This window comes from Leptospira saintgironsiae (assembly GCF_002811765.1).
Classification (GTDB): Bacteria; Spirochaetota; Leptospiria; order Leptospirales; family Leptospiraceae; genus Leptospira_B; species Leptospira_B saintgironsiae.
The window spans coordinates 112,369-133,154 of the sequence record NZ_NPDR01000007.1 but is presented as its reverse complement, the minus strand read 5'-3'; the positions used below and the strand labels follow the sequence as shown (position 1 = coordinate 133,154).

18 protein-coding genes and 3 tRNA genes are annotated in these 20,786 nt (G+C 39.4%); 10 read left to right on the top strand and 11 right to left on the bottom strand.

All coding sequences use genetic code 11. From position 1 onward, the window contains the following. Window positions 1-85 precede the first annotated feature (85 nt). The 4 genes from eat (at window position 86) to CH362_RS15620 (ending at window position 3,976) form a co-directional block, all read left to right on the top strand. Window positions 86-1,396, top strand: coding sequence for an ethanolamine permease (eat, locus tag CH362_RS15635; RefSeq protein ID WP_100711253.1), 1,311 nt, complete (start codon window positions 86-88; stop codon window positions 1,394-1,396). 84 nt (window positions 1,397-1,480) lie between these two features. Continuing rightward, window positions 1,481-2,875 (top strand): ethanolamine ammonia-lyase subunit EutB, encoded by a 1,395-nt coding sequence (locus CH362_RS15630; protein ID WP_100711252.1) that lies wholly within the window; start codon window positions 1,481-1,483, stop codon window positions 2,873-2,875. Then, complete coding sequence (eutC, locus tag CH362_RS15625; RefSeq protein ID WP_100711251.1) at window positions 2,872-3,657, top strand: ethanolamine ammonia-lyase subunit EutC; 786 nt, start codon at window positions 2,872-2,874, stop codon at window positions 3,655-3,657. The genes CH362_RS15630 and eutC overlap by 4 nt, the downstream gene beginning before the upstream one ends. Before the next feature lie 88 nt (window positions 3,658-3,745). Beyond that, entirely contained in the window at window positions 3,746-3,976 is a 231-nt protein-coding gene (locus tag CH362_RS15620) for a hypothetical protein (protein WP_100711250.1), read from the top strand. A 24-nt stretch (window positions 3,977-4,000) separates the two neighbouring features. Here CH362_RS15620 and CH362_RS15615 read toward each other — a convergent pair whose 3' ends face one another. Then, window positions 4,001-4,939, bottom strand: coding sequence for a hypothetical protein (locus CH362_RS15615; protein ID WP_100711249.1), 939 nt, complete (start codon window positions 4,937-4,939; stop codon window positions 4,001-4,003). 22 nt (window positions 4,940-4,961) lie between these two features. After that, a complete protein-coding gene (locus CH362_RS15610) occupies window positions 4,962-5,468 on the bottom strand; it encodes a tellurite resistance TerB family protein (RefSeq protein ID WP_100711248.1) in 507 nt (168 codons plus the stop codon). Window positions 5,469-5,585: 117 nt separating this feature from the next. Here CH362_RS15610 and metG point away from each other — a divergent pair, with 117 nt between their 5' ends. The 4 genes from metG to CH362_RS15590 all read left to right on the top strand — a co-directional run bounded on the left by metG (window position 5,586) and on the right by CH362_RS15590 (window position 13,903). Next, the gene (gene metG, locus CH362_RS15605) at window positions 5,586-7,616 is read left to right on the top strand and encodes a methionine--tRNA ligase (protein ID WP_100711247.1); all 2,031 of its coding nucleotides are present in this window, start codon (window positions 5,586-5,588) and stop codon (window positions 7,614-7,616) included. 30 nt (window positions 7,617-7,646) lie between these two features. Then, a complete protein-coding gene (locus CH362_RS15600) occupies window positions 7,647-10,280 on the top strand; it encodes a [protein-PII] uridylyltransferase family protein (RefSeq protein WP_100711246.1) in 2,634 nt (877 codons plus the stop codon). 14 nt (window positions 10,281-10,294) lie between these two features. Then, window positions 10,295-12,016 (top strand): alpha-glucosidase, encoded by a 1,722-nt coding sequence (locus CH362_RS15595; RefSeq protein WP_100711245.1) that lies wholly within the window; start codon window positions 10,295-10,297, stop codon window positions 12,014-12,016. Between the two features lie 159 nt (window positions 12,017-12,175). Beyond that, window positions 12,176-13,903, top strand: a complete 1,728-nt coding sequence (locus CH362_RS15590; RefSeq protein WP_100711244.1) for an acyl-CoA dehydrogenase family protein — start codon at window positions 12,176-12,178, stop codon at window positions 13,901-13,903. Window positions 13,904-14,058: 155 nt separating this feature from the next. On the opposite strand, the gene trxA is transcribed toward CH362_RS15590, so the two are convergent. Both trxA and CH362_RS15580 read right to left on the bottom strand, forming a co-directional pair. Further along, window positions 14,059-14,364: a thioredoxin gene (gene trxA / locus CH362_RS15585; RefSeq protein ID WP_086447225.1), complete on the bottom strand. Its 306-nt coding sequence runs from the start codon at window positions 14,362-14,364 to the stop codon at window positions 14,059-14,061. A gap of 83 nt (window positions 14,365-14,447) precedes the next feature. Continuing rightward, window positions 14,448-15,359 (bottom strand): TIGR01777 family oxidoreductase, encoded by a 912-nt coding sequence (locus CH362_RS15580; RefSeq protein ID WP_100711243.1) that lies wholly within the window; start codon window positions 15,357-15,359, stop codon window positions 14,448-14,450. A gap of 136 nt (window positions 15,360-15,495) precedes the next feature. Between CH362_RS15580 and CH362_RS15575 the strand changes: the two genes are divergently transcribed. Together CH362_RS15575 and CH362_RS15565 are read left to right on the top strand one after the other, a co-directional pair. Beyond that, window positions 15,496-16,092, top strand: a complete 597-nt coding sequence (locus CH362_RS15575) for a hypothetical protein (protein ID WP_244280615.1) — start codon at window positions 15,496-15,498, stop codon at window positions 16,090-16,092. A gap of 172 nt (window positions 16,093-16,264) precedes the next feature. Next, the gene (locus tag CH362_RS15565) at window positions 16,265-17,170 is read left to right on the top strand and encodes a bifunctional helix-turn-helix transcriptional regulator/GNAT family N-acetyltransferase (RefSeq protein ID WP_100711242.1); all 906 of its coding nucleotides are present in this window, start codon (window positions 16,265-16,267) and stop codon (window positions 17,168-17,170) included. A gap of 68 nt (window positions 17,171-17,238) precedes the next feature. Here CH362_RS15565 and CH362_RS15560 read toward each other — a convergent pair. From CH362_RS15560 to sppA, 7 genes are all read right to left on the bottom strand, one after another. Further along, window positions 17,239-17,314: transfer RNA gene (locus CH362_RS15560), tRNA-His, on the bottom strand. A 6-nt stretch (window positions 17,315-17,320) separates the two neighbouring features. Beyond that, window positions 17,321-17,397 (bottom strand) — tRNA-Arg (locus tag CH362_RS15555). Between the two features lie 20 nt (window positions 17,398-17,417). Further along, window positions 17,418-17,489, bottom strand: a tRNA-Pro gene (locus CH362_RS15550). A gap of 35 nt (window positions 17,490-17,524) precedes the next feature. Beyond that, on the bottom strand, window positions 17,525-18,238 hold the full coding sequence (locus CH362_RS15545) for a tetratricopeptide repeat protein (protein ID WP_100711241.1): 714 nt from the start codon (window positions 18,236-18,238) through the stop codon (window positions 17,525-17,527). Then, window positions 18,239-18,991 (bottom strand): 5'/3'-nucleotidase SurE, encoded by a 753-nt coding sequence (surE, locus tag CH362_RS15540; RefSeq protein WP_100711240.1) that lies wholly within the window; start codon window positions 18,989-18,991, stop codon window positions 18,239-18,241. Between the two features lie 11 nt (window positions 18,992-19,002). Beyond that, window positions 19,003-19,602: a hypothetical protein gene (locus CH362_RS15535; RefSeq protein ID WP_100711239.1), complete on the bottom strand. Its 600-nt coding sequence runs from the start codon at window positions 19,600-19,602 to the stop codon at window positions 19,003-19,005. A gap of 4 nt (window positions 19,603-19,606) precedes the next feature. Beyond that, window positions 19,607-20,572 carry a signal peptide peptidase SppA gene (sppA, locus tag CH362_RS15530; protein WP_100711238.1) on the bottom strand — a complete coding sequence of 322 codons (966 nt, stop codon included), beginning with the start codon at window positions 20,570-20,572 and terminating at the stop codon, window positions 19,607-19,609. Window positions 20,573-20,786 lie beyond the last annotated feature (214 nt).

Genomic DNA, 20,786 nt, shown 5'->3' with positions numbered 1-20,786 from the left:
CTGGCATAAGTTTAGACGTCGAGTTTTTTCCTAAAGTAAAAACGAACTTGGAAAAGGCACGGTTCTTGCTGATTAATGAACAGAGATGGAATCAAAAGAAGAATTTAGCAGAACCCTCGGTCCTTGGCTACTTTGGGGTTTAGGAGTCGGATACGTAATTTCAGGCATGTATTTTGGCTGGAACCTGGGTCTACCAGTAGGTGGGACCTTGGGTTTGGGAATTGCCACCTTACTGATCATTCTGCTATATGTTTGTTTTTCTTTTAGCTACACCGAACTTGCATGTATGATCCCTAAAGCGGGAGGAGCATTCGACTACGGTAGAGAAGCTCTTGGAAATGCATGGGCCTATCTCGTTGGCACCGCTCAGTTGATAGAATTTTTATTTGCACCCCCGGCGATTGCAGCTGCCATCGGAGCCTACTTCTCTTTATTTTTGCCAGGTATAGATCCGATCTGGATTGCGATTGTTGCTTACTTACTCTTTACGGGTTTGAATATACTCGGAGTAAAATTTGCAGCATCATTCGAGTTTGGAATTACTATATTAGCAGTTTTTGAATTACTTTTATTTTCAGGACTTACACTTCCTAGTTTTTCTTGGGAGAAGTTTTCCTCGAATCCATTACCTAATGGTTGGACCGGCGCCTTGTCTTCTTTACCTTTCGCAGTTTGGTTTTTTCTAGCAATAGAAGGAGTTGCAAACGTCGCAGAAGAAACTAAAGATCCTCAAAGAAATATACTGATCGGATTTGGATCTGCATTAGCAACCTTAGTTGTACTTTGTGGATTGGTATTTTTTTCTTCTATAGGGGTGGGTGGATGGGAGATGATCGTATATCCAGAGCCTGGTGCAGCAGCTTCTGATTATCCTTTGCCTCTTGCATTACGAAAATTGTATGGAGAATCCGGTTGGGCATTCCATCTTTTAATTACGATAGGTTTATTCGGTCTGATCGCTTCTTTTCATGGAATTATTTTGGCCGGAGGAAGGGCCAGTTTCGAATTCGGAAGAGCAAACTTTCTTCCTAAATTTTTTGGTAAAATCCATCCTAAATTTAAAACTCCTGCCAACGCATTAATTGCAAATACTGCGTTCGGGATCGCTGCATTATGTACTGGAAAAACATCCGAGCTAATCACATTGTCTGCATTCGGTGCTTTGTTATTATACTTTTGTTCTATGATCAGCTTCTTTGTACTTCGAAAAAAACAACCAGATAGAGAAAGGCCTTTTATGGTTCCTGGCGGGAAACTTCTACCATCTATTGCACTTGTTTTGTCTGCGATCGTATTGGTTGTATGTGCTTGGCAACATCCGATCCTATTTGGGGTTTTTGTTTTGATCTTAGGAAGCGGATTGGTCTGGGCCAGGACTTCTATTTTTGGAAAATGAAAAAGCAATTTTCTTGCTTTGGAATTTTTCGTAATTAGAGTAAGTAGGACCAAAGATCCTGAATGAGATTTATAGGGAATTAATATGGGTTATAAAACCGTTCTTGGTAGGAAATCCTACGTATTTCCTGATTTAAAAACCTTACTAGCTAAGGCGAGTCCTCTTCGTTCGGGAGATCAATTGGCTGGGATCGCTGCCTCTACTCAAGAAGAAAGAGTAGCTGCCCAAATGGCTTTGGCGGATCTACATTTATCAGAATTTTTGAATATAGAATTGATCCCTGGAGAAAAAGACGAGGTTACTCGCCTAATTTTCGATTCTCATAATAGGTCCGCGTTCTCTAAAATTTCTTCTCTTACTGTCGGGGAATTTCGTGACTTTCTTTTAAGTGAGAACACTGACTCAGAATTGATCTCTGAGATCCGAGACGGAATTACTCCTGAGATGGGCGCTGCTGTTTCTAAGTTAATGTCTAACCAGGATCTGATTTTAGTTTCTAAAAAATCTCCTGTAGTGACCAGGTTTCGAAATACAATTGGACTTCCCGGAAGGTTATCAGCACGTTTACAACCAAATCATCCTACAGATGATCCTAAGGGAATTGCAGCAAGTATCTTGGATGGACTTTTATTAGGAAGTGGGGACGCAGTGATAGGGATCAATCCTGCTACTGATAATGTTCCTACGGTAATTGCACTTCTAAAGATGTTGGATTCTATCATCCAAAAATATTCTATCCCCACTCAGTCCTGCGTGCTCTGTCATGTAACGACTTCTATAAAAGCAATGGAAGCAGGGGCTCCTCTCGATCTGGTATTTCAGTCTATCGGAGGAAGCGAAGCTTTAAACAAAAGTTTTGGAGTGAATCTCAATATTTTAGAAGAGTCCAGACAGATGGCTTTAGAATTAAACAGAGGAACTGTTGGAAATAATGTAATGTATTTCGAAACAGGACAGGGAAGCGGACTGTCTGCCGGCGCTCATTTCGGTTTAGACCAACAAACATTAGAAACAAGAGCTTATGCAGTCGCAAAAAAATTCGATCCACTTCTCGTAAATACTGTAGTTGGTTTTATTGGTCCCGAATATTTATATAATGGAAAACAAATCTTAAGAGCAGGACTGGAAGATCATTTTTGCGGAAAACTTTTAGGTCTTCCTATGGGCGTGGATGTATGTTATACAAATCATGCAGATGCAGACCAAGACGATATGGATACATTACTCACTTTACTTGGAGCTGCAGGATGTAATTATATTATGGGAGTTCCAGGAGCAGATGATGTTATGTTATCTTATCAAAGTACTTCTTTCCATGATGCATTGTACCTACGCCAAATTTTTGGGTTTCGGCCTGCGCCTGAATTTGAGAGTTGGCTTTTAGAAAAAGGGCTATTCGAATCCACAAAACAATTTCTTCCTAAAGAAAATCAAAACAGAGTTTTACTCGAAGAAATTATAGAGGATAAGGCCGGATGAATCCTAAAGAGTTTTGGAAAAGTTTAACTTCTGCCAGGATCGGAATCGGAAGATCCGGGGGCTCTATTCCAACTTCTGAATTATTAAAATTCAGATTGGATCATGCAAGAGCAAGAGACGCGGTCTTAGCAGAACCGGATTTTGATACGATAAGTCTAGGCCTCGAAAAAATTTTCCAGCCATTAGGGATAGATATTATTGGAATAGAAAGTTTAGCAAAGAGCAGAGAAGAATATTTGCTTAGACCAGATTTAGGCCGTAGGATCTCTGAACCTTCTCGGTCTAGATTGGAATCCAAAAAGGGAATATATGATATAGCTTTGATTGGAGTAGATGGCCTTTCTGCTAAAGCAGTTGATTCGAATTTGGTTTCGTTCTTACAAATTCTGGTTCCTCTCTTATCTGAACAAAAATATAAAATTTCGCCATTCATTCTAGGAAAATTAGGAAGAGTTGCTATCGGAGATGAGATAGGAGAAATTTTAGGAGCCAAGGCAGTGGTGTTATTAATAGGAGAAAGACCTGGACTTACCTCTGCAGATAGTTTGGGAATGTATCTGACATTCGACCCTAAGTTAGGCAAAACAGACGAAAGCCGGAATTGTATTTCGAATATACGCCCTGACGGCTTAGATTTCCAGGAGGCGTCCTTAAAAACGGCTTATTTACTTTCTGAATCTCTCAAACGAGGTATATCTGGAGTGGATTTAAAAGATGAGATGACACCTGATTTCCTGGAATCTTCTTCAATAAATCTTTCGAATATTACAAATTCGGCTTGAATACTCGTCCTTAAGGTAATAAATTTTATACAATGAACTAAGCCGACTAGGGTCCGTGTCCTTCTCGATATGCGTAAAGGGAAAAAAGATGTATAAGAATAATATAGAATTTATCATTAACTCCACTAATAAGGATGAGCCAATGTATGGTATTCTTGCTTTAGTGAGTGATACCTTAGAATCTATGAAGGCTGATATTTCTTCCCAAAGAGCAGACGAGGAACAAAAGAAAGCGTTTCGTTCTGCTATGAAAGATATGATTTCCGGTTTGATTAAGTTGAACGGGATCGTAGAAGGGATGGGACAGAAGGTAAGGTAAGAAAACAGAAGTTTCGCATAACTTCTAATCCTTCCCTAAAAACAACCGGATCCCTTTCGCTATTGTCTGCAAGGTTCTCGCCATCAAACCTTCTAACTTGGTCTGAAGGAATAATTCCATAATCAATTTCCTGAGAGCTAAATCGAAAGGAAGATTAAAATCATTCCAATCTACTCCGAAACGGAAAGGATAAGTCTCAGATTCCTCTTCTTCTCCCAAACCTGTATGCAATAAGGTTCCTTCGAAGTCTGTATGATGTTCATCTATATGTCTAAATTCTAATGTAAGATGCACTTGTTTTTTGAATAAAGGTAAAGGAATAATTTCCAGCCCTGCTAATTCTCCCCAAGTGATCCCGCTTAATGTGAGATATCCCCTGTCTCCACCTTTGAGTGTTCCTGTTCTGAGTAAACCTTCTCTCCCGAGTCTGCAAGAACCCATTCTGCTTCTAAAAAGAATTTCTAATGGAGAACCTGCGTCCAAAACTCCATTCTCTATTTTGATATCACGGATCTGAATATTGAATACTGGAGTTAATGTTTTGTCTTCTATATCTATGCTGGAATGCGAAACCTTCTCCAATTTGAATTGGATCCGTCCTCTTTTGGGAAGATATTCAATCTTCTTCCTGGATTCTACTCGGTTTGTATAATCCATATGAAAGGAGCGAACATTGACTCCTCTGAATATTAATTTTCCTTTAAATAAATTAGAGAATGAGATCCTAAAATGTACAAAACTTCCTTTTGCATGAACTATATCTGTTCCGAGTTCTCCCGGGAAGAATACAGTAAAATGTCTGGCCCAAACCCAAAGCCCTGGAAGTATGATGCCTGGAGTTAACCAGCGAAACTTGAATAATCTAAAAGATATTATATTTACTAGAAGTTGTATAAAAGGCCCACTGAGTAGGAATTGCAGGCCTAGGTAGCCGAATAATAGTAATAGGATCGGAAAGGGCATGAGGGGGAAGGCGACTATAAGTTCAGTCTTCGTCGCCGTCCGTATATTTATTATCTATGTTCTTCTTATCCATAGAAGAAATTTCTAACTCTCTTGCTAGATCTACCAAAAATTCTTTCTCTCTATCTGTGAATTTGCCGTCGGTCGTTACGATACATACAGCATCTTCGTAGAAGTTTACAGCTAGGACTGGATTTCCTTCTGCAAAGTCAGTGATCATTTTAATAGGAAGAGGAGATTCAAACACTTCAGATAATTCTTCGATGATCTCAGCCTTTTGATCTTGGTGATGATCAAAGATACAATCCTTATCGAACATAGCTTTTACCATTTGTCCGACTAGATTTCCTTCCTTTCTATGAAAGACTCCGTCTGCATGACAAGAATAAGACCAAAGACTGACTAGTACCTTGGCGTAATTCATCTTGAGTTGAAAAATCTCGGTTTCTCTATCCAGACTTTTCTGAAACTTTTCGTAAAACTCATGACCTGGTAGAACTTTGCTAGCCAAGGATGAAACCCTTTCCATTTTTTAATGCCTTCCCTTTAAGGGTGTTCCCGTTTTTCCGATGTATTTTAACCCAACCTACGGTTTTGCAATGAAAATCCATGTTGATTTTGGGGGAATTTTTCTCAACCTGACTATGTGAGTTCCGAATCAAAACGAAAGATCCTCGTTACTTCTGCTTTGCCTTATGCGAATGGTCCTATTCATTTGGGCCATGTTTTGGAAGCAATCCAGACTGATGTTTATGTTCGTTATCAAAAATCTTTAGGCAATGAGTGTTATTTTTTCTGTGCGGACGATACGCATGGCACACCCATCATGCTTGCGGCAAGAAAAGAAGGAATCACTCCAGAAGAATTGATCGACCGTGTTAGAGCGGAACATTACCGGGATCTCTCTGGCTTTTTAGTCGAATACGATAATTATTATACCACTAACTCTGAAGAAAATCGAATCCTTTCCGAAGAAATTTATCTTTCACTAAAGGGTAAAGGCCATATCGCAGAAAGAGAAATTGAACAAACTTATTGTGATACAGATAAGATGTTCCTTCCAGATCGTTTTATTAAAGGGACTTGTCCTAATTGTGGGACCCAAGATCAGTATGGGGATAGTTGCGAGAATTGTGGAGCCACTTATTCTCCCAAAGATCTAAAAGATTCTCATTGTTCTTTATGTGGCAATCCACCCGTTAGTCGAAATTCTAAACATATCTTTTTTAAATTGGGAGATTTTGAGAAATATCTTTCCAATTGGGTCGAAACGGGTTCTCACGTTGCGGAAGGTGTTCGCAAAAAATTAAAAGAATGGTTCGAGGCAGGTCTTCAAGATTGGGATATTTCTCGTGATGGGCCTTATTTCGGATTTAAGATCCCAGGCGAGACTGAAAAATATTTTTATGTTTGGTTGGATGCTCCCATCGGTTATATGGCCTCTAGTTTGAATTATTTCAAAGGAGATCGTAAAAAATTCGATTCTTTCTGGAAGGATGAGAAGACCGAGATCTCCCATTTTATCGGAAAAGATATATTATATTTTCATACTTTATTCTGGCCTGCTACCTTAGAAGGAGGTGGATATCGTTCTCCTACCCAAGTCCATGTTCATGGTTTCATTACCGTGAATGGGGAGAAGATGTCCAAATCCAGAGGGACCTTCATAAAAGCAGAAGGTTACCTGAAACATTTAGATCCGGAACATCTTCGTTTTTATCTGGCGGGAAAACTCGGCCCCGGAATGGACGATCTTGACCTTTCTTTTGACGATTATACTGCAAAAGTGAACTCGGACTTTGTCGGAAATTTCGTAAACCTGGTTTCCAGAGTCGCCACTTCTATATTAGATAAACTTGATAGAAATTTGGGAAGCCTGGACGCAGAAGGGAAGAAGATCCTGGACGAACTTAGAAGTTCTGAATCTAAGATCAAAGAATGGTATGAAACTCGAAATTATACCAGGGTAATGAAAGAATGTTCTCGCTTGGGCGACATTGCGAACAAGTATGTAAACGATCTCGCGCCTTGGATCCAAATTAAATCGGATGAAGAAGCAGCTCGTAAAACAGTAACAGTTGCTTTGAACGCAGCCAGAATTCTTTCCATTTATTTATATCCTGTTCTTCCTAAATCAGGGGAGAAGGTTTATAAAATTTTAGGTTTAAACAAAAAGCCTGAGTTTGCAGACCTTGCTTCCGATCTGGAAAAAACAAAAGTGTCCGCTTATGAAATGATCACCAAACGTGTAGAGGAAAAATCGATTCAAACCATGTTAGAAGAAAACACTTTGGAAACTAAATCCGCTCAACCTGCAACGCCCGCTGCAGCTCCTAAAACAGAAGGAGTTTTGGAAATTTCTATCGAAGATCTAAGTAAAGTAGATCTTCGAGTTGGTAAAATTATAGAAGCAGGTCCTGTTGAAGGTGCTGATAAACTTGTCCAAGTAAAATTAGATCTTGGTTCTCTTGGAACTAAGAATGTTTTTGCTGGTATTAAAGCTTCTTACCAACCTCAGGAACTTCTTGGATTGACGATTGTTGCGGTTGCTAACTTAAAACCAAGGAAGATGAAGTTCGGAGTTTCAGAAGCAATCCTTTTGGCTTCCGGAGAAGGCGAGAGCTTAAGCCTTTTTGTGCCTCATAGAGGCGCTAACCCTGGCGATAAATTGAAATAAACTCAGTCTAACAGCTAGTAGGAACTGACTTTGCCTTTAGAATTAGATATCTCCTATAGTTTTCAAAGGCTTTTGGAAAAGAGTAGGACGGTCTCTGGCCGCTTAATTTCTCGCCAGCTTACATTCATCATAGATTCCTTTTTAAGAGCCAGATTTGAAAAGTCTTCTGGCATCCTAAAAAAAGGAGAAGAAGTGGCTGTAATCGCTTTGGGCGGTTATGGAAGAATGGAAATGGCTCCTCATTCAGATGTAGATATATTATATTTACATAATGGAGTTCCGGATTCGAAACTTGCGGAGATCATTTCTTCTATCAATACTTATCTTTACGATTCTGGGAAAGAAGTGGGGCATACCTGCAGGACTATCAAAGAATCATTTCGTTATTTAGATGATATGTCTAGCTTTCATGCAGTCTTAGACAGTAGGTTCCTAACCGGCTCCAAAGAATTATTCAAAAAGTACCAAGAAGAATTTTTAGCAAAACTTCCTGCTAAATTTGCAACCAGATACAACCAAACAAAAGAAGACCAACTTTCGGAAAGATTTTTGAGAGAGGGTAGACCTATTCTTCTTTCGGAACCGAATTTAAAAACGGATCTCTGCGGTTTGAGAGATATTCAATATTTATATTGGACTGAAAAATCCAGAAGCCCTATTCGCTCCTTAGGCGGACTTGCAGTTCTCCCAGTTTTCCAAAGCGGAGAAGTCCAAGCCTTGGAAGAAGCTTATGATTTTCTGATCCGAGTCAGAACAGCACTTCATATTCTCACTGGAAGAAAACATGACCGTTTGGATCTGAATCTCCAACCAGAGGTTGCTGAGTATTTAGGTTTTGGTAAAAAAGAAGATATGCAAACCATAGAGAAGTTTATGAACACTCTCTATAGTCATCAGAAGAATATATTTTTTATCGTTCGTGTATATCTGGATTCGTTACTAGCGGCTCAGAAAAAAGGAGAAGCCCAAAACTTCGACTATGAGGGCATTCGATTCTTAAAGATAGGAAATACCATCTTTCCTCCAAGCGAAGGAAATCTTTTTGCAGATCCTCATACTTTATACAAAGATATTTTACTTACTTTCAGAATGATCCAAGAAACAGGTTTCGAAGTTTCTGGTGGATTGCTTAGTGAGATCAGATTTGCGTCTCACTTTTTGGATGATGACTTCAGATATTCTGCAGAAGTAAACGGCGGATTTATCGGTATTCTCCAGAACAAAAAGGATAGAGGGAAAATATTAAAATTAATGCATGAATGTCAGGTGCTTGGGGAACTTTTACCTGAGTTTGGAGCATGTACAAATTTTCCTTTGTTCAGTTATCATCACGAGTTTACTGTAGATGAACATACTCTTCTAATCTTGCACGAATTGGATCGTTTAGACAAGGTAGAATTTGAAGACAGAGAGATCCTCGAAGTTTACGGAGAATGTGAAAAGACTGAAATTTTGGCTTTAGCAATTCTTCTTCATGATGCTGGAAAGGTGAAAGAAGGAGATCATTCCGAATACGGAGCAGAACTTGCTGTTTCTGTTGGGTCTCGTTTAGGTTTATCAGAGGAAGATACGGATCTATTTCGTTTCTTAGTAGAAAAACATATTCTGATGTCAGAACTTTCTTCCAAAAGAGATATTTCTGATAAGTTGTTAATACGCAATTTTGCAAGAACAGTTTCTAATCCAGAGAGACTCAAACTTCTATATATTCTTACGATCATAGATACCAAGTCGGTGGGCGCAAACGTTCTTACAAATTGGAAAAAGGCCATCTTAAATGTACTTTATAAAAACTCTATAGACTTCTTTAAAAACAAAAGAACTGATTCTGAAGATCCTCATGGAGAAGAAGAAAGAATTGCTCTTGCTAAAGACTTGGTCGCCTATCTAACGGAGAAAGAAGGACAAGATCCTAAAATTTCTAAAACGATTGCTTCCTTTGCATATTCAGTGATCCCCGAAAGTTTTTTGAAAACTGTTTCTAATCGAAAAATATTAAAATATTTTAAATCGATTACTTCTCTTAGCCAAGATGCGAACTCGGTCCTACTCTTGGATTCGGAACAAGATCCTGCTTTCGTAACGGTAGAAGTAGTAAGCCGTAATATTCCTGAAATCTTATTAGATTTATGTTGTTCTGTTTCTTCCGAGGGTTTGAGTTTAGTTGGGATGCAAAGTTATACTTTCGAAGAATTCCAGATCCATATTCTTCAAGTAACGGATTCTCAAGGTAGCGGAAATATTTCTTCTGAAAAACTTTCCAGAATGGAAGGTAAACTCAGATTAATGGCTTCTGGGGAATTACAGAGAGACAGTATTGCTTTCGAAAGAACTGAATGGAATCCACGTAAGACGATACCGGAAAGTATTATCAATCGTTCAGTTCGTTTTTCCAACGAGGATATTACAGACACCACCATCATGGAAGTCCGTATGCCTGATATGGTTGGTTTAGTGTATAGGATCTTAAGAAAAGTATTCGATTTTGGTTTAAAAGTTTCTCATCTGAGGGTTTCTACTTCCGCGGACTATGCTTATGACTCATTCTATCTCCAGACTAAGGACGGGGAACAGGTCAAAGATGCAGAATTGTTAAAATCCCTGGAAGATAAGATCTTGAGAATACAGCCAGTGGAAAGGATGACAGGGGAACTTGTTTTCTAAAAATGGTCCCCAGTATGGATTCGGGCAGTCGTTCCACAGTCACTTCTAAAAGAAAAAAAGAAACCACAACATCTGTCAGGCAGATCAAAAAGCCTAGTCTTCCTAGTCGTGGCAAAAAGATAGACGCGGACTGGTGGAAGAACGCAGTAGTTTACCAAATCTATCCTAGAAGTTTTAAAGATACCAATGGGGACGGGATCGGCGACCTAGAGGGTATCATCCAAAAACTGGATTATCTAAACGATGGGACTCCGAACTCACTCGGCATTGATGCGATCTGGCTTTCTCCTATTTATCCTTCTCCTATGTATGATTTCGGATACGATATTTCGGATTACGAAAGTATTGATCCTGTATTCGGAAATTTAGAAATATTCAAACGTTTATTAAAAGAAGCTCATAAACGTAAGATCAGGATCATCATGGACCTGGTTGCAAATCATACTTCTCATCAACATCCTTGGTTTTTAGAATCTAAATCTTCCAAAGACAATCCTAAGAGAGATTGGTATATTTGGAGAGATCCTATAAATGGGAAACCTCCTAATAATTGGATGGGAACTTTCGGGGGAAGAGCCTGGACCCTAGATAAAAACACAGATCAGTATTATTATCATTCTTTCTTGGCGGAACAGCCTGACTTAAATTGGAGAAATCCAGAAGTTAAAAAAGCGATCTTCTCTATGGTCAAAAATTGGCTGGATTTGGGAGTAGATGGTTTCCGTTTGGATGTTGTAAATCTATTCGTTAAAGATTCTGAATTAAGAAGTAATCCTCGCAAAAGATGGATCGCTAGACCTTTCGATCAACAAAATCATATTTATGATCGTGATCGTCCTGAGATGCATGATATCCTAAAAGATCTTAGAAAACTTTTAGATTCTTACGGAGACAGAATGTCCGTAGGCGAAGTGATGATGGAGCCTCCTGGCACAAGCGCACTTCCTGCTTCTTATTATGGTGCTAAAGGTGATGAACTTCATCTAGCATTTAACTTTGCTTTCTTTTACACTCCTTGGAAGGCTGAAAAATTCAGGGATGTGATCAAAGAATGGGAGAAGTATCTCCGAGACAAAGGCTGGCCGAATTATACATTAAGTAATCATGATTTTCGTAGACATATCACTAGATATTCCAAAGGAAAAGAGACAACAGCTCGAGCAAAGATAGCAGCTTTAATGCTTTTGACTTTAAGAGGAACTCCGTTCTTATATTACGGAGAAGAACTCGGAATGATGGATGAAAGAGTTCCTAAAAATCGGATCCAAGATCCAGTCGGTATCAGATACTGGCCAGTATACCCAAGCCGAGACAATTGCAGGCTTCCTATGTGCTGGTCTGGAGATGTGAACGGTGGATTCAGCAAGGGAGAACCTTGGCTTCCAGTTTTTTCCAAATACGAATCAGTAAACGTAGAAACTCAATCCAGATCTATCGAAAGTTTATTAAATTTTTATAAAAAGCTAATATGGCTTAGAAAAGGGAATGAGATCCTGAAAAAAGGAACTCTTGCCTTGGATTACGATTCTCCTCCTGGCGTTCTTCAATATACCAGAGAGTTTGAAAAGAAAAAATGTCTTATCATTTTAAACTTTGAGAATGAATCCAAAAAGATCGTAGCAAATGCGAATCGCACCGCTCAGATACTCATCTCTACTCATAGAAAACCTGAGAAGATGGAAATCCCAGTGGTCTTCGAGATCGCACCTTATGAAGGTTTGGTTTTAGAATATTAAGAAAAACCTGTTTTTCTAGTTCTATAACCTTTGCTATACTTTTTCTTCCAAACAAACGATGTTCGATGCATAGTATTCTGAGCTAAAAAGTTCTGGCAGTCGAGTTGTATTCGCTTATGATAGTGGTATTCAGGTCGCCGCTCTTCAAAAGGAAATATTATGAATCATCCATTACGTTTAGCCGAGAACCCAGGTTTATCTTCTTACGATTTAACCGGTTACAAAGGGAACAGGGGTAAAAACTTTTACGAAGAGGATAAGATCCTCCAGAGAGTAGTAGAAAGATATTCATCCGATTATAAACCGGATCATAAAAAAGCAATGATCGATCATCTCAAAGGTTATGGAGAATTGGTCGGCGGCACCTTAGACGAACTCACTGAAGCAAGCCATAAAGAGGGTAAATACGGAGAAGTAGTTAAATACGATCGAACAGGAAATCGTATTGATCAGATTGTTTATTCTCACGAACAAAAACTCTCCAGAAAGATCTCCTATGATTACGGAATCGTTAATTTAGATTTTCATGATGAATGGAAATTTCCTTTTACAGATCTTCATAGACAGGCTTTGACTTATCTCGCCAACCAAAATGGAGAAGGTGGAGTGACCTGTCCTTTAGCGATGACTGAAGGTATGATACGAGTTCTTCAGGGGATCGGAACGGATGAACAAAAAAAGAAATATCTTCCCTTAGTCGCGGGAAAGGGTTCCTTCTCTCATTTTATGGCAGGACAATATGTTACTGAAAGAGTGGGCGGAAGTAATGTGGGCGCTAACCGTACGATCGCGCGCAAGGGAGAAGACGGAAAATGGATCTTGAACGGAGAAAAATGGTTCTGTTCCAATCCGGGAGATCTTTGGGTCACTACAGCTAAGATAGAAGATACCGAAACAGTAGGATTATTCCTAGTCCCAAGGATCAAGGACAATGGAGAACTGAACGGACATCATATATTAAGAAAAAAAGATATTATAGGTTCTAAAGGAAAACTTACAGTAGAGATCGTTTACGAAGACTTGGAAGCTGAGGCTTTAGGAAGACCAGCTCATGGAATTGCAAACCTGATCCGTTATGTGATCCGAACTTCTCGCGTTCATGTGGGTCTTGCCGCTTCCGGAATGTCCAGAAGGGCATTCATGGAAGCAAGAGAATATTCCAGATATAGAACAGCTTATGGGAAGAAGATCCAAGATTTTTCTGCGTATTCCAGAGAGCTTGCAGAGATGAGGATTTTGTATGCCGGTTTGGTTATGCCAATTTTCCGTGGGATTGATTGGTCTCAAAAAGGAATTTTAGCTGAACAGATTTCCACTCCTTTAATGAAATATAGATCTTCTTCGCTTTCTTCTCAGATTACTCATAGGGCGATTATGGCTTTGGGTGGTTCAGGGATTATCGGTGATTACACTTGTTTGCCAAGACTTCATAATGATTGTATCATTAATGAAACCTGGGAAGGAACTCATTTGATCATCACAGATCATGCACTTGGCGCGATGAACAGAGCTAAGATCAGAGATTCTTTCGTTTCGGAATTAAAGAAAAATTTTGACTCAGCTAAAAAATACCCTGAGCTAAAAGCTTCTGCAGAACTTGGAGAAAATCTTCTATTAGATTGGAATAAGAGTATTGAAGAAAAGCCAAGAGAATGGAAGGAAACATTTAGAGTGGATCTTTCTGATCAGGCTTATGGAGCTTTGGTTCTTTCTGAATTTTTAGAGCAGGCAGTTTTTGATAGAACATCAGGTTCTAAAAAATCTAAATTTGATTCTTTTGCAAAAGGTTTTGGGGCTTTCTTATTTAGGACACTTCCTAAAACTTTTGGAGATTACGAATCTTTCCGTTTGGATCAGGAAGAAGTAGACGAGATCGTAAATTGGTAATCGCGACAGCGATACGCAGGACGCGGAGCGGTCACGGTCGATAAGGATTATATTCAGGATATTGAATATATTTTACCGGGACCGGAGTGAACGCGTAGTCCGAAGTAGCGCGTTCTGAGCGAAGCGAAAGAGTCGCCCAGATCGCGCGCAAGAAGTTAAGCCAGTTTAGGGGCAAAAACTTTCTCCATTTGTGCCTGTGGAATTGCTCCCACCACCTTTTCAGCAATTTCTCCGCCTTTGAATAACATCAGAGTCGGAATGGATTGAACTCCGTATTGTTGAGCCAATTCAGGTTTTTCGTCTATATTGACTTTTACTACGGTGACTTGCCCTGGGTGAGCTTGTGCAAATTTTTCCAGCTCAGGGGCTACCATTTTACAAGGACCGCACCATTCGGCCCAGAAATCTACTAGGATGGGTTTATCATGTGTTTTGAGAAGTTCGTTGAATGAACCAGGCATTGTGTTTTCCATACGAAGATTAGACTCATTCTAAATCGGATGGGAAGCCGTTTTTAAAAGTTTATAGAATTTTTCGAAAAACGTCAGCCCAGTAAATTTCGAAGAGCAGATTCCAGGTTTGGGTATCTGAATTTATAACCCAGCTCTTGGAGCCTTTTTGGCACCACTCTCTGGCCGTGAGTTGCCACGATGGCACCTTCGCCCAATGCTAGTGAGAGCGCGAAAGAAGGAACTCTTGTGAATGAAGGGCGTCCCAGAGTTTTTGCAAGTGTCTTACTGAATTGTTCATTGGAAAGAGGTTCAGGAGATACAAGGTTAAATGCTCCTTTTGCTTCTTCTTTTCTGATCAGGAACATGATTGCAGAAAGTTGATCTTCGATATGGATCCATGAGAGGATTTGGTTTCCACTTCCGATCGGTCCGCCTGCAAATAATTTAAATGCGGGAAGCATGGTTGCAAGTGCACCACCTTCAGTTGTTAAAACAACTCCTGTTCTTAGAAGGATTGTTCGGATGCCTGCTTTTTCTGCTTCTAAAGCTTCTTCTTCCCAGTCTTTGCAAAGGCTGCCTAACTCATCGTCTGAAACAGGACTATCTTCGTCGAATGGTGGAGTTCCTGTATCATAAGATCCGTAGATCCCAATTGCAGAAGAGTTGAAAAAAGTTTTAGGCGCGAACTCTCCCATGGATACAAGTCTTGCAACAAGGTCTCTCGTGAAGTCTACGCGAGAAGAGCGTATCCTTTGTTTATATTCTGGGGTCCAGCGAACTCCGGCGATCGGTTCACCTGCAAGGTTGATTAGAACGTTTACTCCTTCTAGATCAGCTCTGGTTGGGAGTGAGCCGATTCGAACATCCCATTCTGAAATTCTTTGGAGTCTGGGCGGCAATTTTCCGCTTCGGCTAAAAATACGGACTCTATGTCCTTCTGCCTTTAAGCGGATCGCCAACATGGATCCTATGAGTCCCGTGCCGCCGGTAATTCCAATAAGCATTTCGCGAACCGCCTTTTGAGAAATTTCTTTCCGGGATCATAATTCGAAATCGGTTTTCTTTCGACAAGAAGAAAGGAAATCCTTCTTGATTCCGAGTTGGGAAATCGACATACTTGAACGAGTGGATTTTTTAAAATTGAACACCGTTTCAAAAATTTGGGCTTTGGTTTTCGTCGCCGGGCTGGTTTTTTCCAATTATTATCTCTATTCTACCACGAATTCCAAATTGGAATCTTATAAATCCGAGCCTCCTTTTTTACGTTTCGATTTCACCGATTCTTATCTAGTAGATCGTTCTTCTCAGGCGCCTTATCTGGCCGACGGAAATTTAGATACTGAGTGGAGAAAGTTAAGACCGTCTTCCATGAAGGTGGATTTTGATTTGGAGTTAAGACTTTCTCATCGCCTGAAGTCTGGGATTTATGTTCCGACCAATTGGAAAGGCCTGAATATAATTGCTTGTTCTAAAAATACTCCTCCTCTTTCTCTAAAAGTTTTAGAAAGAGAAGCAATCAATGTAGATAAGGAATCCAGACTTCCTGATGATACTGAATATAGTTCTATCATTCTGGATTTTTCAAAATCCGAAATAGCTACAATTTATTTGAAGAAGGACGCAAGTTCTGTTCCTCAAAAAGAATATCCAAATGGAATTTGGATTTGGGCAGTGCAGGGGATATTCGAAAATATTGGTCCTGATTCTTGTATTAAAGATATTCAACTCTTCGAATAAGATTTTTTAGTTATTTGGATGAATTTTACAGAAACCGGCAGAATCGATTTACCAGAATACAAATCCGGTAAACGAGAAAGTTTCTTTATCTTTCTTTCCATTACTGTCTTCAGCATTGAGTTTTATTGATTTATTAGTTGCTTTTAGCAACTAATAGTTATAGTATTCTTTTATGAAAGATTATGTAGATTCCATTCGTGAATTTAATAGGTATTATACGAATGCTTTGGGGCTTCTCAATAATCATTTTTTGAATAGTGAATATTCCCTGACCGAAGCGAGATTATTATATGAGATCGGACATTCTAAGGATATTACTGCAGGTCAATTGGTTCGTTTATTAAATTTGGACAAAGGTTACCTAAGTAGGACAATCCAACAATTTGAGAAGAAGGGAATTGTAAAAAGAACTCCAAGTATAGATGATTATCGCATTCTCCTTTTAGAACTTACAAAAAAAGGAAAAGATGTTTTATCCAAATTAATCTTAGCTTCGAATTCGCAAATTTCAGATTTACTCAAAGATTGTTCTGATCCTGATAAAAACGAATTAGTTTCTTCTATGAATTTTGTAATCAGAGTCATTTCTAAAGAAGTATCTCCTGTGATCTATCGAGAGGCGAGCATTGGAGATCTAGGATATATGATCCATAGGCAAGCTGTCTTGTACCGAGATGAGTATAAGTTTAATGATTCATTCGAAGAATATCTGATACTTGGAATGTCGGAATATCTAAAAAATAAAACTGAATTCGATAAGGTCTGGGTGGCAGAATCGAATGGAAATATTGCGGGGGCCATCTCTCTCATTCATTCCGGAAAAAATTCTTCTCAGATTCGATGGTTCTATACAGAACCAAAATTTAGGAATTTAGGTCTCGGGAAAAATCTACTAACTCTTGCGATGGATTATGCAAAGTCCAAAAACGTTTCTGTTTTTCTTTGGACCTTAAGTAATTTGGATGCTGCGAGAAATTTATACAAACGTTTCGGCTTTGTTCTTTCTGAATCTAAGCAGAATCAAATTTGGAAAAAAGGTTTAACGGAAGAGAAATGGGAATTGGGAAAATTGGGGTGAACAACAGGCTTGCTTCAAGCCCCATTTTCATATTAAGTTGATTTGATTGTTTTGGTTTAAGAGAAAATTGGGGTGAACGACGGGGCTTGAACCCGCGACAGCCAGAACCACAATCTGGAGCTCTACCAACTGAGCTACGTCCACCATATTTGGTGACCCGAGAGGGATTCGAACCCCCGACCCACTGCTTAGAAGGCAGTTGCTCTATCCAACTGAGCTACCGAGTCTCTTTGAGAAAGAGGAGAATTCGGGATGACAGGATTTGAACCTGCGACCCTCTGTACCCAAAACAGATGCGCTACCACTGCGCTACATCCCGGATCGAAGTCCATGATTTCGCGGAAGGGCGAGGTGTCAAGTAGCTTGTTTATTTGTTTGAGATAGTTTTTTCAAGTGTTCTAAAATGATGTCTTCGGTGGGAGCTTTGGTAATTGCTTTTTCGAAGGCCTTTCTGGCTTCTTCTTGTTTTCCCAATTTCGAAAGTAAAACTCCGAAAGAATCTAAATAGGCTGGATTATCCGGATCCAATTGTAATGCCCTCTTGATGTTTTCCATCGCCAATTTTAGCTCTTCCGGATTCGGTTCTTTTCCTTCTAAAAGCAGATATGCTACCGAATTTAAGCTGTTTTTTTGCTCAGGCCTTAATCGTAAAATTCTTAGATGAGTCTCGATTGCGGCTTTCGTGTCACCGGATTTTTCTAAAGCAGAGGCTTTTAAGGAAAGAAGAATGATATCATCCAGTGAAAGTTTGAGACGTTCTTCCGTTTTTGCCAGGGCTGTTTTATAATCTCCGGTCCGGATCAGAGAATAGATCATCATTCTGAACGCGTTATCTCTTTCGGAGAATTTCGGGAATTCTTCTAATAATTCCTCGATAATGGAAACGCATTTTTTGTGGTTTCCGGTTCTGGAACAACATATTGCAAAATTATAAAGTAGTTCCGGATCTTTTCCAGTCTCGGACATTTCTCGATCGATCAAAGTGAGAGCGATCGTATAATTCTCTTTTAGAATTTCTGTGAAAATTCTTCTTTTGGTTGGGATCTTTCTCGGAGTTTTCTTTTCCATTTACTTCGATTTAACCCGGATCCTTTTTTTTAATTCTTCTAATTCAAGCGGAGAAGTTTGATCTAAACTTAAAGGTGTGATTGGTATTTTTCCACGGAAGAATATATCGAAATCCGCGCCTTCTTCAGGAACATGCCCTAGGTCTGAACCACCTAAGAAGAAGTCTGAAATTCCACCTATGATCGGCCTGGCCTCGTAAGTATCTACATAGGTCCTTCTGCCCAGCTTAGCTACCTCAATAGAAGAAAGTGAGTTCTCAAATTTTTCAGGAATATTGATATTATAAACAGTTCCAGGCAAAAATTCATCAATCCATGAATTCAAAATTTCACGGACTAATTCAGCTTCTTTAATATAATCATAGTTTTTGTCCCAGTTCCCGGAGCTGACCGCTACACTTTTTTTGTTATGTATGGCTCCATGCCTTGCTGCTCCAACTGTTCCCGAGTAATGAACATCATGTCCCATATTCACTCCTCGGTTTATCCCGGAGAGCACCAAGTCAATTTTAGGGAAGATGTTTCCATGAAGTCCTATATTCACACAGTCTACAGGAAATCCATCTACTATATAATGGTTCTCGTTTACTCTCTCAACTCTCAAAGAATCGTGAATGCTCAATGCCATTGAAGTTGCAGAACGTTCTTTTAGAGGAGCGATTAGATAAGTGTTATGCTCTTTTCCTAAAACTTTTTCCAAAGCAAGGATCCCGTTGGAAGAGATCCCGTCGTCGTTGGTAATTAGAATATTCATATTATATGTTACTAAAGAGAAGGATTGAACGACGTGATTACTGCGGAATACATCGCCAATGGTAAGAAGAATGTTACAATGAAGGTGATGATGTTGATACGAAAAGAATCTTTAAACTTCATATCGTAAATGTAGGAAGTCCCACGAATCAATACCGTCATAAACAATCCATAATGGATCGAGTACAAAGTGATCACTCCGAATCCACCTTTTACTCCTAGTTGAGCCAGAAGAATTGCCCAAGCCGCATTAGATATAAAAAGAGAAAGAGAAAGATTCACAAACCTGTATGTGGTGTTTGCATTTCCTTTTTTTCCATTGGACTGAGCGAGTCCATCTACAATGAATGCGATCGCATAAGGTAAAAGCATAAAGAATAATAAGTGAGTCAATGCAGCGATTAGGAATTGCCCGAAACTTCTGCCAGTAAATGGAGGAGTGATGAATACATAACCTGCGCCAGCACTTAATGCAGCAAGTATTAGAACTAAACCGCCTACTAATTTAAGTGGATATATTCCCCAAGAAGAAATTACATTTTCCACTCGGAACGGTTCGAATAAAACCGCATCTAAAAGATCTATAAATCTGCCAAATAATTCTTTCAACACAGGGTTACCATGCCATCGAATGTGGATATAAAACTAAAACAGGAGAACGTTTGAGTTCTTGGAGAAATGCTTTTTCTTCACTGAAAAATCCTCCAGACTTTGCCTGCATCAGTTGGAAAAATCTATCCCAAGGATTTACTTCTTCTTCGAATAAAGGAAGAGTTCCGTCATAATTACAAAGTTTGGAAAGTTCTGCTAATGCTTCCCTTCTACCACCAATATCATCTACCAATTTGTTTCGGAATGCATCTTGCCCGGAATAGATCCTTCCTTCCGCGAGAGCCTCTACAAATTTTACTGTTTGGTTTCTTCCTTTAGCTACATCTTCTATAAATTCTTCGTATGTATCGGAGAGCATTTTTTGGATCATTGCATCTTCTTCAGGAGTGTTATCTCTGAAAAGTGAAAGTGAGTCCTTATATTTTCCTTCTTTAAAAGTGCGGACCTTGACTCCGTATCTTTCTAAAAGTCCTTTGATATTAGGTGCGATTGCGATAACTCCTATGGATCCAGTCAAGGTTCCGCCTAACGCGTAAATCTTATCCGCTGCAGAAGCTATATAATATCCGCCGGAAGCTGCGATATCCTTCATGGACACCACGACCTTTTTGTTTTTCTCTTTTCGGAGATACATTAATTCTTTATAGATCTCTTGAGAAGCGCCAACGGATCCACCTGGAGAATTGATCTCTACTAAGATACCTACAATATTAGAATCGTCTTCTATCGATCTAAGTTGTTCTAGGATTGTTTGGGCTCCTGCGGAATCATAGCTGGAGCGTCCGGAGTGGATCTCTCCTTCTATCTTGACCAGAGCGGCTCCCAATCTGTCTGTCCCGAATCCGGAACCTGCATCTACTTTCGTAAGTTTGGAAGAAGACACATTGGATACTAAATTAATAAGTCCAACGAACAAGGAGAGGATGGTGACTACAAAGGTGACTGCTAATGCGATACGATTTCGGTCCACAATTTAAAGTGGATATCTGTACCGATCCCCTGTCAATGAAATAGCGAGGGTTGGTTTTGATTGGGAAACCTGGCCGGTTTCTCTTGACGAGGGGATAAGTTTAATATGTGTATTAATATTGGTATGGGAGTGTGAATTTGTTTAGGATTTTTACCATCGTTTGGTTTTTTATTTTTGCTCTACTTTTTGAAGGTTGCCTGACTTTTCGTTTTGG

Bases quoted from the DNA above. Each gene is read 5' to 3' on its own strand.
- surE (WP_100711240.1), bottom strand. From the start codon at position 18,991: ATGAATATTCTAATTACCAACGACGACGGGATCTCTTCCAACGGGATC.
- CH362_RS15545 (WP_100711241.1), bottom strand. From the start codon at position 18,238: ATGGAAAAGAAAACTCCGAGAAAGATCCCAACCAAAAGAAGAATTTTC.
- eutC (WP_100711251.1), top strand. From the start codon at position 2,872: ATGAATCCTAAAGAGTTTTGGAAAAGTTTAACTTCTGCCAGGATCGGA.
- CH362_RS15590 (WP_100711244.1), top strand. From the start codon at position 12,176: ATGAATCATCCATTACGTTTAGCCGAGAACCCAGGTTTATCTTCTTAC.
- CH362_RS15610 (WP_100711248.1), bottom strand. From the start codon at position 5,468: ATGGAAAGGGTTTCATCCTTGGCTAGCAAAGTTCTACCAGGTCATGAG.
- trxA (WP_086447225.1), bottom strand. From the start codon at position 14,364: ATGCCTGGTTCATTCAACGAACTTCTCAAAACACATGATAAACCCATC.
- CH362_RS15620 (WP_100711250.1), top strand. From the start codon at position 3,746: ATGTATAAGAATAATATAGAATTTATCATTAACTCCACTAATAAGGAT.
- CH362_RS15630 (WP_100711252.1), top strand. From the start codon at position 1,481: ATGGGTTATAAAACCGTTCTTGGTAGGAAATCCTACGTATTTCCTGAT.
- CH362_RS15595 (WP_100711245.1), top strand. From the start codon at position 10,295: ATGGATTCGGGCAGTCGTTCCACAGTCACTTCTAAAAGAAAAAAAGAA.
- CH362_RS15565 (WP_100711242.1), top strand. From the start codon at position 16,265: ATGAAAGATTATGTAGATTCCATTCGTGAATTTAATAGGTATTATACG.
- CH362_RS15615 (WP_100711249.1), bottom strand. From the start codon at position 4,939: ATGCCCTTTCCGATCCTATTACTATTATTCGGCTACCTAGGCCTGCAA.
- CH362_RS15580 (WP_100711243.1), bottom strand. From the start codon at position 15,359: ATGCTTATTGGAATTACCGGCGGCACGGGACTCATAGGATCCATGTTG.
- eat (WP_100711253.1), top strand. From the start codon at position 86: ATGGAATCAAAAGAAGAATTTAGCAGAACCCTCGGTCCTTGGCTACTT.